Source organism: Frankia canadensis (genome assembly GCF_900197875.1).
Classification (GTDB): domain Bacteria; phylum Actinomycetota; class Actinomycetes; order Frankiales; family Frankiaceae; genus Frankia; species Frankia canadensis.
On sequence record NZ_FZMO01000434.1, the window covers coordinates 1 to 13,633 of the forward strand.

Sequence of the window (13,633 nt, forward strand, 5' to 3'; positions counted from 1 at the left end):
TCGGCACATTCACCCAAGCCGTCTTCGTCCTGGAACAGGAAGGAATCTAAAAAAACCAACTTTGAAAATGCTCAGTGACCACGCCGACAGCAATATCATCTAACCAATCGAACAGGTGTCCCGAATTTCTGGCGATGCCGGACGCTTCGGCCCGACTCGTGACCGTGATCGTCGGTGTGGTTCGCGTTGACGTTCCTGTTCGGCTTGGGGAACAGCTTCGCGCTCGGGGTACGGCTCGGGGTTCCGATCTGGATGGCGCCGTTGGTCGCGCCCGCAGTGGACCTGTCCGTGGTCGCGCTACTGCCGGGCACCAGGCACCTCGCAGTCCACAGCGGGCCCATGGCGGTGCTGCGCGCGGCACGGCGCCTGCTCCTGTTCGCGGATCTGCGCGGGGGCTGCCCGCAAGGGCGGTCCCTACCTCGATCCGGTGAACGTAGCGGCGCCTGTCAGTTTATCGTTCGAATCCGCGAGTCTAGTATGTCCGCAAAGTGGTCAACAGAGGACTCGTCGAGCTCAGGTTTGGCCAGGTATCCTCCACCTGCCCTGTAGTACAGGAGTGCGATCGTCGATTCTCGCCGAATGTAAACAAACTGGATCTCGGCAGGTATCCCGCCCGATTGTGTAGTGGTGGACACTCGAATACTTTCCTCACCGAATCTAGCTCGCTCCACCCGTTCCACCTGCAGCGTGACGTCTTTTTTGGGCCAACTGACGCACGAATTTGCACGAGATTGAACTTCGGACATGAAATTGATTGCGTCGCGGTCGGTAACGAACCCTGTGGCGCCCGACTGTACAGAAATTCCCCCGTAAATTTGGCTTCCTTCAATGAACAGCCGCCCTGCCGTGTTCGTGGCCGACTTAACCTTTGCAGCATGGCCACATAATTGCAGTGAGTCGACACTGAAGGGATTCTCTGTTCCCCGCCACCCAGGGAAGTCTGTTGCGCTCAGAATGGCAGCTTTGAGCGCCTCCTCGGATGGAACTCTCGATGGAGCGAAGTCGGGAGAGCGTGGCGCCGTCTGAGCCGGCTTGGGCATGGGGACCGCCCTCTCTCCTAGTCCTTCATTGATCCGCCAGGCGGCAAGAGGAGTTAGAGCTAGTGCTGCGACGATGCTTATTAACATCCGCGAGGCGAGCCGGTGGCGAACGGTGCGGAATCCGAGATGTGCGGTGTCGGCCTTGCGCTCCGACCGATTTCGATAGTTTTATTGGCCGGGCCGGCAGAGGCCTCCGGAATCATGTCTGGCGTCGCGTCACCAGCGTGCGAAGTAGACGATTCTGACGTTCGTGGACTTGGCATGCCCCGACCCGTGACCTGCTGGCCGCCGGCGGCGTCGCTACTGCTAGCCATGCCTGCGGTGACCTCCTTGCGGGCCCTCTGGAAAACCGGATTGACCGGCCAGTCCTCCAACGCCTTGTCAAGCAGCTTCGCTGCACCGTCAGGGACGACGCCGAGTCCCAGAAGGCTGTTGACCTCGCGCCAGAAATTGAGGGAGGTCGTAGCGTTCCACGAGGGCTGCTTAGAACGGTCAAGACCGATGGACGCCAACACGGCTCGCGGCCATCTGGCCAGAGTAGGCGCAGGCAAGCTCGTGGACGACCTCGTCAGTCAGCTCCGGCGACATCTGGTTCTCCCCGCAGTCCCAGCGCGGCCAGCTACGTCGGCCATGCCGCACCATCATTCCACTGCGTGCTGCGGTTGCTGGCGATCGACGGGTTCGAGGTTGACGTGCCCGACAGCGAGGAGAACGCCGCCGCGTTCGAGCACGTACAGCAGGTCGACGTCCGATTCGTCGGTGTCGTCGCCGCGAGCCACCGAGCCGAAGACGGACAATGCGGCGACGTCGTAGCGCGGCACACCTCGGCGATCCGGCTGTCATCAAGGTGCCAGTCGAGCCCCGTCCGCGCCATCGTCGCCATCGCTCACCGTGGGAGTGGCGGTCGCGCGCCGTGCCAGCGCGTGCCTCGCGCAGGGCGCCTCGGCAGTATCACCGTTGCTGGTCAGGGCAGTTTGGAATGATCGCCGAGTCGGTGCCAGGTGCGGTTGTGGTAGACGAGGGGCTCGGCCGACCCAGCGTCCGCTGATGGATCACCGACCGGTGGGGCGCCGGTCTCGACTGCCTGCACGACGACGAGCGTCGAGGTGCCTGCGGCCATGTGGTTGGCGATCCGGCCGCGTATCCATGCGTGGGCGCTGGGAAAGTATGGCTCGCCGGTGCGCATCCGCCGCCACAGCGAGGTGTCCGCGAAGCGGTCGATGCCGCTGGTGGCTCCGAGCTTCGCGATCTCCAGTTGACCGGTGCCGAGCAGGTGCACGACGACGGTGTCGGCGCGCAGGATGCTCGGCGCCGCCGAGGACTGGGCGGAGATGGAGAACACTAACAGCGGTGGCTCGGCGCTGACCGAGAATACCGATGTCGCGGTCATGGCCACCGGCCCGTCCCCCGGGTCGGCCGTGATGACGGCGACTCCGGCGGGGTGGTTGCGAAAGGCCGACTTGAACTCTTCGACGCTCACGGACGGTTCGGCGAACGATTGTGCTACCAGCGGCCGCCAGCTCGGCGCGTGATCATCGAGATCGCCCACGGCGTCCGCTGAGGTCGAGGTATCGGTTGCCCAGGCGTGCATCGGCTTGGTCAGCTCCTCGGTCGACTGGTATCCATCCCAGCACGTGGTGTGGCTCACACCATGTGGCGGAATGCGACAGGTGGCCGGGGACAGCGCTGTCTACGTTCTGTGAGCATTCGGGCGGACGGCCAGCACCCAGTTCTGAGGAGACTCACCTGGAATACCCACCGCTCGAGTTCGGTGCCTTCCTCGCACCCTGACACAAGGTCGATACCGACGCTCATCTCGCCATCCACCAGGACATCGAGCTGGCCGTGGCAATGGACCGTCTCGGCTTCTCGGAGTTCTGGATCAGCGCAGACGGCGGCCCTGGCACATTTTGACGCGGAGCGCGCGACGGCCGCCGGCAGCGAGGCGGGACGCCAGGCAGCGAGCAGTCGAACTCTCAGAACGTGTGCCCCGAGAGGTCGACGCCGAACGCGCGCACCTTCCGATAAAGCGTCAAGCGCGCGATTCCCAAGGCGTCCGCGGCCACCTTCTTGTTGCCGGCTGCTTCAGCCAGAGCCTGCAGGATGGCCTGCGCCTCGACCCGTTCCAGTCCGTGCAGCTGGCGCCGGGCGGCCCGGGCCCGCAGGCCGTTACCTACGTCGGTTGTGACGGCGGCAACTGCATGATGCCAAGCTACTGACTTGGCGTCAGGAGAGCGCCGGGGTCGTCCCCGGCCGTGGGGTACCCGAGGCTACGTGGTGGGGCTCTCCGCGCCGGTGCCGTTCCCCGCAGCCGGGAGAAACACGGTCGCCGTGCCCGCGATGGCACGGCGGCCTCCAACGACGTCGGCCCACACATCACAGCCGGCCAGGACGCCGCCCTCGGTCGGCTCGACCGAGGTGACCGTCCCTCCGACCGCGACATCGTCCCCAGCGACGACGTTGCCGCGGAAGGAGCAGGTGATCCTTCGGACGGCGGAACGCGCCCCCGCCCACTCGATCAGATGGTTCATGATGTAGGCCATGGTGGCGCCGCCCTGGTTGACCGCCCGATCCCCCAGCCCCGCCCGCGCGACCGCGTCGAGATCGAAGTGGATGGGGTTCGAGTCGCGCAGAATCAATGCGACCAGACGGATGTCGTCGTCCCGGATGTTCGTGGTGATCCTGGTCGGCAGCTCCTGCCCGACCTCGGTGGCGGCGGTTCCGGTCACGTCGCGACTCCTCGCTTGAACAGATATCTGCTGGTCACCTCGCCGGCCGGGGCGAAGCCCGGCAGCGCGGCGATCTCGACGATCACCTCGATGTGGTCGAGGCGCGAACCGTCACGCGTGGTCCGGCTGCCCACGTCGCCGATCCTGGCCTGGGTGACGTACCGTCCACCCACCCGCAGCGGCTCGTCCTGAACGACCTCGCAGCTCCCGAACAACAACGTCTCGCCCGGCTGTTGACCGGCCAGCTCACACAACTGATCAACCGAGATACCCATGCCCCGCAACGACGCGATCACGAACCAGACGGGGTGGGCGACGCCGGGAGCGGAATCCGTCGCCCGCAGCGCCACGTCGCCGATGGCCGCCTCGTACGACTCGATCACGATCTCCCCCGCCGGTAGCCGGAGGTCGTACAGTGCCTTGCGCATCGTCTCGATGCCGATCGTCACCTCGCCGCTCCTCACACAGTCATTCCGCAAGCTCTGTAGTCCGCAAGCTCAGTAGACGGTGTATCCACCGTCGACGATGACTTCGTTCCCGGTGTGGTACATGAGTGTCGGATCGGCCAGGAAGGCCGCGACCTCATGGAATTCGTCCGGTTGCGCCCACCGTCGCACCGGCGTGCGCGCCGTGGTGGCGCGCATAAATGCCTCGTTCTCGCGCAGGTGGGTGTTCATGGCGGTGGCGACCCAGCCCGGCACGAGGATGTTGACGCGGACGCGGTGGCGGGCCAGCTCCACTGCGAGCGTGCGCCCCAGCCCGACCAGCCCGCTCTTGCTCGTCGTGTAGGCGGCTTGGCCCGCGCCGCCGTAGCGGGAGATGGTCGAGGAGACGACAACCATCGCACCGCCCTCGCCCCGCTCGATGAAGTGTCGGGCCGCGGCGCGGGTGCACAGGAAGGTTCCGTCGAGGTTGGTGCGCAGCACCCGGTGCCAGTCGTCGAGGGAAGTCTCGGCGTAGGGCGCGGCCGCCGCGATCCCCGCATTGGCGATCATGCAGTCGACGGCTCCGTACCTGCTCGTCGTCTCCGCCATGGCCTTGTCGACGGAAGCCTCGTCGCTCGTGTCACAGGCGACGGCACTCGCCCGCACGCCGGCCTCGGCCAGGGCCGCGACGGCCTTCTCGTTACGGGTGGCCGTGCGCGACCAGATGACCACCTGCGCCCCGGCGCGCCCGACGCCCTCGGCCATCCCGAGGCCGAGACCAGAGTTACCACCGGTGACGACGACCGTTCGTCCAGTCAGGTCGGTCATCAGTACGACCTCGGCAGTCCGAGGGTGTGCTGGGCGATGTGGTTGAGCACCATCTGGGTGGACACGGGAGCGATCTGCTGGAGCCGCACGATCCCCCACAGGTCGGCCAGGCCGTACTCGTCGGCCAGCCCGTTGCCGCCGTGCATCTGGATGGCCGTGTCGAGCGCCTTGAGCCCGGCCCGCGAGGCCAGGAACTTGGCCATGTTCGCCTCCTCGCCGGCCGGCCGGCCGGCGTCGAACAGCGCGGCCGCGCGCCACACCATGCCCCGGGCGGCCTCGAGCTCGATGGCCGCTTCGGCGAGGGGATGCTGCACCCCCTGGTGGGCCGCGATCGGGACACCCCACACCTGCCGCTGCGTGGTATAGGCGACGGCGCGGTCGAGGGCGTAGCGGGCGACGCCGGTGCAGATGACGGCGCTGAGCACCCGCTCCGGATTGAGGCCGTCGAACAGTGGACGCAGTCCGTGCCCCACCTCACCGACGACGGCGTCGGCCGGCAGCCGCACCCCGTCGAAGAACAAGGTGAACTGACGCTCAGGAGCCTGCAGCGCGGTCGGGATCGGCTGACGCTCGAGCCCCGCGATGTTCGGGTCGTCGACGATGAACAGGGTCAGCCGCCCGCGCCCGGTTGCCTCGTTCGTGCCGGTGCGGGCGACGAGCAGGAAGTGATCGCAGTGATCGACACCGGAGATGTAGTACTTGGTTCCGCGGATCACCCACTCGTCGCCGTCCAGCTGCGCCGAGGTGGTCACGTTGTGCGAGTTCGACCCGGCGTCCGGCTCGGTGAGCGCGAAGACGAACTTCTCCGCCCCGCTGGCGATGCCGGGCAGGTACCGCGCCTTCTGCTCAGCGCTGCCGTGCAGCGGCAGGATCGAGCCCGCGATCCCCTGCGACAGCACCATCGCGAGCTCGGGGCAGCCGCGGGCGGACAGTTCCTCCAGGACGATCGCCAGCTCGGTGAGACCGGCGCCCCCACCGCCGTACTCCTCCGGGATGTTCAGGCCCAGGAAGCCGCTCTTGCCGAGCAGCTCCCACAGCTCCCGCATCGGCTCGCCGCTGCGCGAGCGCTCCATGTAGTAGCTGTGCCCGAACCGACCGACAATGTCGCTGACCGTCGAGCGCAGGACACGCTCCTCCTCGGTCGGCTCGAGTGGCAGGACGGCCGTCCGGTCCACCCGACCCGCAGACGTGATCGTCATGCCAGGCTCCTTCTCGTTCGCGGGCGGCCCGCTGGATCAACGAAGATCGATGAAGACAAGATCGATGAAGACACGTCCGACGAAGGCGATGCATCAGTCGGCCACGGGCGGCAGGTCCACGAGCGCCCCCACCCTGCGGCGGTGCCACCCGGCGGTCCCATGTGCCAGCGCGTCCGCGCGGGCTCTCTTGAGGTACAGGTGGGCAGGGTGCTCCCAGGTGAAACCGATGCCGCCGTGCAGCTGTACGCATTCCTCGGCTGCCTGCTGGGCGACGACGGAGCACACCGCCTGCGCGAGGGAGGCCGCGACCGGAAGGTCCTTGTCGTCGACGGCCGCGCACGCGGCCGCGTAGCGGGCGACCGCCCGCGCCTGGGCGATCGCCGTCCACAGATCTGCCAGGCGGTGCTTGAGCGCCTGGTAGGACCCGATGAGGCGGCCGAACTGGCGGCGCTGGCCGACGTACTCGACCGTCATTTCCAGGCATCGCTGCGCCAGACCGAGCTGCTCGGAGGCCAGCAGGGCCGCGCTGACGGCCGCAGCCCGCGCCAGTGCCGCGGGCACCGCGTCCCTCTCGGCCAGCACCGTGGCGGCGGCCCCGCCCTCAGCGCCGAAGTCGATGTCGGCGACCCGGCGGGTCATGTCGAGCGAAGGCACCGGCTCGATCCGCGCGTCGGCGGCGGCGACCCGAACGACGGCCCCGGCGACCGGTACGAGCAGGACGTCCGCCTCGGCGGCACCGGCAACCGCAGGAACGCGGCCGCGGATCCGGCCCGCCGCAAAGCGCGGCGGGTCGGAGACCGGGTGGTCGAGCGGCTGGGTGAACGGGACCGCCACCGCGGCGACGGCGCCGGTCGCGAGCTCGGCGAGCAGCTCGCGGGCGCCCACCGCCTCGGCCAACGCGGTGGCCGTCACGACGCTGGTCAGATAGGGGACGTCGCAGACCGCCCGACCCAGCTCCTCCAGGACGACCGCGACCTCACGCCAGGAGGCACCCGCGCCACCCACGTCCTCGCCGAGGGCGAGCCCGGCCAGCCCCAGGTCGTCGGTGAGCAGGGTCCACAGCTTGCGGTCACCCGCGACGTCGCCATCGGTCCGTTCCAGCACACGTGCCCACGGACTGTGGCTCTCCAGCATGGAGCGGACCGCCGCCCGCAGGTCGTCCTCGACGTCGGTGTACAGCAGCGAGGGGACGTCGCTCATCGCGGCAGGTCCTTCCACGGGATGTCACGGTCCGGCCGGCTCTCCGCCGGCAGGCCGAGTACGCGCTCGGCGATGATGTTGCGCATCACCTCGGAGGTGCCGCCCTCGATCGAGTTGGCGCGCGTCCGCAGGTACCAGAAGCCCGGCACGCGGTCCAGCGGCGTCGTGAAGTCAGGGCGGCGCATCGACCAGTCGTCGTAGCGCAGCGCGTCGGCGCCCGCCAGGTCAAGGTGCAGGGACGAGGCCGCCTGGGCGAGCCGGGCGAAGGCCAGCTTGAGACCGGAACCCTCCGGCCCGGGCGCGCCGACCTCCAGCTGCTGGCCCAGCCTGGCGCTCGTCAGCCGCAGCGCCTCCGCGTCCACCCAGAGCCGCAGCAGCTCGTCGTAGGCGGACGCGTCCCGGCGCCGCGGGTGCTCCCGCCACTCACGTGCCACCGGCCCGATCGCGCCCTCCTCACGGGGGGCCACCGCCCCGCCGATCGCGACGCGCTCGTTCATCAGCGTCGTCTGCGTGACGCGCCAGCCCTCGCCGACCGCACCGAGCCGGTTCGCATCCGGGACGCGGACGTCGTCGAGGTACACCTCGTTGAACTCCGCCTCGCCCGTCAGCTGCCGCAGCGGGCGCACGTCCACGCCGGGCGTGCTCATGTCGAGCACGAAGTAGGTCAGCCCACGGTGCTTGGGCAGATCCCGGTCGGTGCGCACAAGCAACAGGGCCCACGCGGAGTCGTGGGCCAGCGAGGTCCAGACCTTCTGCCCGTTCACGACCCAGTCGTCGCCGTCGCGCCGCGCGGTGGCGGCGACCGCGGCCAGGTCGGACCCGGCGCCCGGCTCACTGAACAGCTGGCACCAGATCTCCTCGCCGGTCCACAGCGGGCGCATCCACCGCCGCTGCTGCTCCGGCGTGGCGTAGCGCAGCAGGGTCGGCGCCGCCATCCCCAGGCCGATCACGTTGCCCTGAGGCCGGTTGTCCGGAGCGCCCGCCGCGGCGAAGGCCGCGTCGACAACCGGCTGCAGGGACGCGTCGAGCCCGAGACCACCGAGTGTCTCGGGGAAGTGCACCCAGGCCAGGCCGGCGTCGAACCGGGCCCGCAGGAAAGCCAGCCGGTCGGTGCCGGCAGGCGGATGGGCGGCGAGAAGCTCGTCCACCTTCGTGACCACAGACGTGGGGGACCCAGAGGTGGGGGACACCGACATTGTGCGACTGTCGCACCGAGCCTGCCGACCCCGATGTCTCGATCTGCGCCACGGTCATCCTCCGCCGGAGCCGCATCGCCAGTCGCGCCGCCGCGCCGCCGCGGCCAACGCCCTCGCGCCCCGCGCTGTCCCGCGATGGGACACCCGGCCGCGCCCAGCCGGACCTACGGTGACGACGTCTCGAGCCCTGAGGAAGTGAGATGCCCCCTCGCCCCCCACGCCCGGTTCGACGGATGGCACCGGTCCATGTCGTCGGCCTCGCCGCCACCCCGTTCCTGCCCGAGCAGGACGCCATGCTCGACGAGCTCGTCTTCGACGTCACCTATGCGGCCCTGCGCGAGTGCGGCCTGCGCAAGCAGGACCTCGGCCTGTCGGTCATGGCGTCGCTGGACGTGCTCGACGGCCGCAGCATCTCCAGCGGCCTGTACACCGCGGCCGCCGGCGGCTACCTGAACGACGCGTTCCGAATCGAGGGCGACTCCGGCCTCGCCGTGATCGCCGCGGCCGAGGCCGTCGCCGCGGGTGACGTCGAGGTCGCGGTGGCGGTCGGCGTGTACAACCCCGAGGTCCGGTCCGCCGACCGGGAAGCCCGGCGGTCGTTCCTCGCTCAGGTGTCCAACCTCGGCTTCGAACCGCACTTCGACCGCCCGGTCGGCCTGACCGCCGAGGTCGTCTACGCCCTCCACGCCGCGCACACGCTCGAATCCGGCGGCGAGGACCTCGACGCGTTCGCCCGGCTGGCCGCGGAGGAGATCACCCGCGGCAGCGAGCGGCCGCGCTCCGTCCGGACGGCGCCCGTCACGGCCCAGGAAGTGCTGGCGTCGGAGCAGGTGGCCGCGCCGCTGCGGGAGCTCATGCTGCCCGCGCATTCGACCGGTGCCGTCGCCGTCGTGCTGGCCTCGCCCGCGCGGGCTGGCCGCTGTCTGGGCCGATCGGCCCGCATCACCGGCTTCGGTCACGCGACCGGCGGGTACACGTGGGACGGTCGGTGGCTGTCCGACCCGGCGGCCCCCACCCGCCGCGCGACGCGGATCGCCTACGGGCAGGCCGGCATCTCCGCCGCGGCGGAGCAGGTCGGTCTCGTGGAACTGACAGCACCGACGCCGGCCCTGCATGCCCCCTACCTCGGCGCCCTGGGCCTGGCCGCTTCGCTGGGCGACAAGGACGTCAACGCCAGCGGCGGCGCCCGCAGCAACTTCCCGGGCCTCGCCAACGGCGCGCTGCGCCTGCTCGAGGTCGTCGAACAGCTCGAGAGCCGGGCCGGCGCCAGCACCGCCGTCGCGCATTCGGTCGACACCGGGACCGGTCTGGTCAGTGAGGACGTGTCCGTCCTGGTCGTGGAGGCCGCCTGATGCCCTACCGTGCCGCGGTCGTCGGGGCCGGCATCACCGATGCCACCTCGCCCCGCAAGCAGCAGCTCTCGGCGGTCGAACTGTGCCAGCAGGCCACCTGGGCCGCCCTCGACCATGCCGGCACCACCCCGGACACGCTCGACGGGGTCGTCGTCGGCAACATCGACGGCTTCGAGGGCACAGTCCTCGGCGCCAGGAACCTCACCCGGGCGCTCGGCCTGGGTGCCGACCTGCCCGTCACGATCATCAACACCGGCGGCACGACCGGCGGGAACCTGATGCAGGTCGCCGCACGGATGGTCCGCTCCGGATCGCACGCCCGGGTGCTGTGCCTGGGCGGGCCGACCTTCTTCGGCGTCCGCGACCTGCAGAGCGCGATCAACACCAACTCGCCGATGATCATCGAGCAGCCGCTCGGCATGGGCGCCTACCACATGGGCGCCTTCGCGGCGAACGCCTACCGGCAACGCTACGGCCTGACACCCGAGGACCTCGCGGCCGTCGTCGTCGCGGACCACGAGAAGGCGTCGCGCAACCCGCACGCGCACCTGCGGTACACGGTCACCGAGGATGAGGTCGTGAACGGCCGCCCGCTGTCGTCGCCGCTCACCCAGCCGATGGTGTGCCCCGTGTCGGCCGCGGCCGTCGCGATGATCGTCGCCGACGCGGACGATGTCGACGACCTGCGGTCCACCCCGGCGCTGATCCGGGCGATGGGGATGTCCAGCGACCCGTACCTCGGCGGCGGCAAGGGCGACTTCGCCGAGATGCAGAACCTGGCCACCCTCGCCCGGCGGGTGTACGCGCTCGCGGACGTGCGCGACCCGGCCGCCGAGTTCGACGTCGTCGAGATCTTCGCGCCCTACGCGCACATGCAGCCGATGCAGCTGGAGGCGTTGCAGCTGGCACCGCCCGGTGGCGGCGTCGAGCTGATCCGGTCGGGCGCGACCTCGGCCGGCGGGTCCCTGCCCACCAACCTCTCCGGCGGGCCGAAGTGCACGAACGCCGGTGTGGCCGGCGAGCTGGCGCCCTACGCGTACGCCGCGCTGCAGGTGATGGGCGCGGCTCCCGAGCCGATCCAGGTGCCGGGCGCGCGCCGGGCCCTGGCCCACGGCACCGGCGGCACGTTCTTCCAGTTCGAGAACCTCGCCATCTTCGAGGCCCTGCCCAGGAGCGACGCATGACGACCACCCCCACCCAGGCCGTCCACTGGGACCTGCACTACGACATCCACCTCGGCGCCACGTGGAGTCGGTTCATGGACGGGCTCCGGGACCGGAAGATCCTCGCCAACGTGTGCCCGTCCTGCGACCGGGTGTTCGTCCCGCCGCAGGCCTACTGCGAATCCTGCTTCGAGCGAACGGACCGCTGGGTCGAGCTGCCACCCGAGGGCAGCCTGGAGGTCTTCACCGTCGCCTGGCACGGCTTCCGCGGCGGGCCCACGCCGCCGTACGCGATCGGCGGCATCCGGCTGGACGGGGCGAGCACGCTGCTCATGCACTGGGTCATCGGGCTGGACTTCACCGAGCCGACGACGCTGCTCGCCCAACTACCGGCGGGCAGCCGGGTACGGGCGGTGTGGGCCCCGCAGCGGACCGGGCAGATCCTCGACATCGCCCACTTCGAGCCCGACCGCGACTGAGCCCGACCGCGACTGAGCCCGACCGCTTCTCCCGGTCGACGCCGGCTGGAGCGCCTTCTGAGCCGCCCGGCCACCGAGGGCGCCACGCCTTTCCCGAAACAGCCGAGGCAGGCGTCCGCCGCACCGTTGACAGAGTGTCAGTACCAATCCGACACTCCAGATGTGACCCACAACACCTATCGAGGAGTGGCGCCGGAGGCCGCGACCCGCAGCCTGCTCCGGGAGCGTCAGTCATCAGCATGGCCCGGCGGCTTCACGGTCTCGCAGACGGTCCTGGAGTCGTGGGCGCGATGCCTCAAGGCGGGCCTGGACCCCGCCATGACATCGCCCGCCCGGGCCACCAAGCCCCGCGAACAGGACCTGCGGTTCGCCGAGCAGGCCGACTCGGTGCTGGCTTCCCGGCGAGACGACCTGGAGCAGTCGGAGTCCTGCCTATCGCTGACCAACGCCGAGGGCGTCATCCTGCGCCAGTGGCTCGGCAGCCGGGCGCTCGCCGCCCGGCTCGAGCACCTCGACATCACGCCGGGGTTCGTCGTCGACGAGAGCGTCATCGGAACCTCGAGCGGGACGTCGCTGCTCAGCCGGCGTCCGACGCTCGTTCGCGGGCCGGAGCACTTCGCCACCCAGTTCAGCGCTCTCACGTCGGCCGGCACCGTCATCACCCATCCCGTGTCCCGTCGGGTCGTCGGCAGCCTGAACCTGACCTGCCACTTCGCCGACACCTCGCGGCTGGCGCTGGCCTGGATCCGCCAACTCACCGCCGATGTCGAGGCGGCGCTGCTGCACCGGTCGTCGCGGGCGGAGCGAACCCTGATCGAGCGGTTCATACGCGAGAACCGGGACACCGGCCACCCCGTCCTCGCCGTCAGCTCCGACACGATCGTCACCAACGCGGCCGCGGCCCGCCTGCTGGGCGGAGTGGACCAGGCGGGCATCTGGGAACAGGCCGCGCGCGTCCTCACCGCCGACCACAGCATCGTGGACGCCCTCACCGTCACCGACGGGCGTCGTCTGCGTGCTCGCTACCTCCCGATACACGACGACGACCGGATCGTCGGGGTGATCGTCAGACTCATCCGGACGGCCGACGCGGGTCACCCGACCTCGACGCCGGTTCCGACACCGACGCTGGACGGCCTGGTCGGGCACAGCGCCGCCTGGCGTTGCCTGGCCCGCGAGGTCCGTGCCGCCGGGTCACGTCCCATGCTGGTCGTTGGCGAGCCGGGAAGCGGCCGCGCAAGCATCGCCTCGGTCGATCTCCCCAGCGAGGCCCCCGTCCTCGACGCCCGGGACGCCGCGGTGGCTCCCGAAGCATGGGTGGCCCGATTAACCGGGCTCCTGCGCGAACGGCCCTCCGCGCTGCTGATGCGTCACCTCGACGAGACACCGGCCGACCTGACCGCCGCGGTGGCTGATGCACTCAGCTCGGCGTCGGGCCGGACGATTCTGCGGGCCACCGCGACCCGGATACCAGGCACAAGCGGTCGTGACGAGCTGGTCGCACCGTTCGGTGCGGTGATCCACGTCCCTCCGCTGGCCGCTCGTCTCGAGGATCTGCCCGACCTTCTTCGCCACCTCACCGAGCGGCACACCCCGCCCGGCACACCGCCACCGCGGTGGATGCCGGACGCTGTCCAGGCCCTTTCGCGGCTGGACTGGCCGGCGAACCTGCGCTCACTGGAGACCCTCGTCGCCCAGGTCGTCGCCATGGCCCACACCGGGTACATAGGCGCTCGCGACCTGCCCGCCCACGTCATCAGTGCGGCGTCGAGACGCACCCTCGTCGGCCTTGAGCGGGCCGAGGCGACCACCATCCTGCAGGCGCTGCGTGACCATCAGGGCAACAAGAAGGACGCCGCGGCCGCCCTCGGCATCGCCCGCTCGACGCTTTACCGCAAGATGCGTGCCCTCGGGATCGACCTCGACACCCACTCCTTCTGACCAGCAAGGACCGCTGTCTCGTCCTGCGACACCGGAGCTGTACGGCGCAGCGGTGATAGTAGCGGGAGTCACAACGACCAG

At 69.8% G+C, this 13,633-nt stretch carries 14 protein-coding genes and 1 pseudogene; 5 read left to right on the forward strand and 10 right to left on the reverse strand.

Going from position 1 to position 13,633, the window contains the following annotated elements; translation table 11 throughout:
- Positions 1 to 134 precede the first annotated feature (134 nt).
- A pseudogene (locus tag C1A33_RS37075) lies at positions 135 to 387 on the forward strand (hypothetical protein); the annotation flags it as partial.
- Between the two features lie 733 nt (positions 388 to 1,120).
- On the opposite strand, the gene C1A33_RS38150 reads toward C1A33_RS37075, so the two are convergent.
- The 10 genes from C1A33_RS38150 to C1A33_RS25375 form a co-directional block, all read right to left on the reverse strand.
- Positions 1,121 to 1,555, reverse strand: a complete 435-nt coding sequence (locus C1A33_RS38150) for an effector-associated domain EAD1-containing protein (RefSeq protein WP_423748145.1) — start codon at positions 1,553 to 1,555, stop codon at positions 1,121 to 1,123.
- Positions 1,556 to 1,681: 126 nt separating this feature from the next.
- Positions 1,682 to 1,861, reverse strand: a complete 180-nt coding sequence (locus tag C1A33_RS25330; RefSeq protein WP_243407937.1) for a nucleotidyltransferase family protein — start codon at positions 1,859 to 1,861, stop codon at positions 1,682 to 1,684.
- A 143-nt stretch (positions 1,862 to 2,004) separates the two neighbouring features.
- Entirely contained in the window at positions 2,005 to 2,520 is a 516-nt protein-coding gene (locus tag C1A33_RS25335; protein WP_207770493.1) for a flavin reductase family protein, read from the reverse strand.
- 496 nt (positions 2,521 to 3,016) lie between these two features.
- The gene (locus C1A33_RS38155) at positions 3,017 to 3,205 is read right to left on the reverse strand and encodes a helix-turn-helix domain-containing protein (protein ID WP_101833951.1); all 189 of its coding nucleotides are present in this window, start codon (positions 3,203 to 3,205) and stop codon (positions 3,017 to 3,019) included.
- A gap of 105 nt (positions 3,206 to 3,310) precedes the next feature.
- Positions 3,311 to 3,769 (reverse strand): MaoC family dehydratase, encoded by a 459-nt coding sequence (locus C1A33_RS25350; RefSeq protein ID WP_101833953.1) that lies wholly within the window; start codon positions 3,767 to 3,769, stop codon positions 3,311 to 3,313.
- Entirely contained in the window at positions 3,766 to 4,218 is a 453-nt protein-coding gene (locus C1A33_RS25355; protein WP_207770494.1) for a hypothetical protein, read from the reverse strand. The genes C1A33_RS25350 and C1A33_RS25355 overlap by 4 nt, the downstream gene beginning before the upstream one ends.
- A gap of 48 nt (positions 4,219 to 4,266) precedes the next feature.
- Complete coding sequence (locus C1A33_RS25360) at positions 4,267 to 5,022, reverse strand: SDR family NAD(P)-dependent oxidoreductase (protein WP_207770495.1); 756 nt, start codon at positions 5,020 to 5,022, stop codon at positions 4,267 to 4,269.
- Positions 5,022 to 6,221, reverse strand: coding sequence for an acyl-CoA dehydrogenase family protein (locus C1A33_RS25365; RefSeq protein WP_101833955.1), 1,200 nt, complete (start codon positions 6,219 to 6,221; stop codon positions 5,022 to 5,024). Before C1A33_RS25365 ends, C1A33_RS25360 begins: the two co-directional genes overlap by 1 nt.
- Before the next feature lie 93 nt (positions 6,222 to 6,314).
- Positions 6,315 to 7,421 (reverse strand): acyl-CoA dehydrogenase family protein, encoded by a 1,107-nt coding sequence (locus C1A33_RS25370; protein ID WP_101833957.1) that lies wholly within the window; start codon positions 7,419 to 7,421, stop codon positions 6,315 to 6,317.
- Positions 7,418 to 8,569: an acyl-CoA dehydrogenase family protein gene (locus tag C1A33_RS25375; protein ID WP_243407938.1), complete on the reverse strand. Its 1,152-nt coding sequence runs from the start codon at positions 8,567 to 8,569 to the stop codon at positions 7,418 to 7,420. Before C1A33_RS25375 ends, C1A33_RS25370 begins: the two co-directional genes overlap by 4 nt.
- A 281-nt stretch (positions 8,570 to 8,850) precedes the next feature.
- Here C1A33_RS25375 and C1A33_RS25380 point away from each other — a divergent pair, with 281 nt between their 5' ends.
- The 4 genes from C1A33_RS25380 (at position 8,851) to C1A33_RS25395 (ending at position 13,552) form a co-directional block, all read left to right on the forward strand.
- Positions 8,851 to 9,969 (forward strand): beta-ketoacyl-[acyl-carrier-protein] synthase family protein, encoded by a 1,119-nt coding sequence (locus C1A33_RS25380; protein WP_101833961.1) that lies wholly within the window; start codon positions 8,851 to 8,853, stop codon positions 9,967 to 9,969.
- Positions 9,969 to 11,153, forward strand: coding sequence for a thiolase family protein (locus C1A33_RS25385; protein WP_101833963.1), 1,185 nt, complete (start codon positions 9,969 to 9,971; stop codon positions 11,151 to 11,153). Before C1A33_RS25380 ends, C1A33_RS25385 begins: the two co-directional genes overlap by 1 nt.
- The gene (locus C1A33_RS25390) at positions 11,150 to 11,611 is read left to right on the forward strand and encodes a Zn-ribbon domain-containing OB-fold protein (RefSeq protein ID WP_101833965.1); all 462 of its coding nucleotides are present in this window, start codon (positions 11,150 to 11,152) and stop codon (positions 11,609 to 11,611) included. The genes C1A33_RS25385 and C1A33_RS25390 overlap by 4 nt, the downstream gene beginning before the upstream one ends.
- Before the next feature lie 162 nt (positions 11,612 to 11,773).
- Positions 11,774 to 13,552 (forward strand): sigma-54-dependent Fis family transcriptional regulator, encoded by a 1,779-nt coding sequence (locus C1A33_RS25395; protein WP_207770496.1) that lies wholly within the window; start codon positions 11,774 to 11,776, stop codon positions 13,550 to 13,552.
- Positions 13,553 to 13,633: the final 81 nt, after the last annotated feature.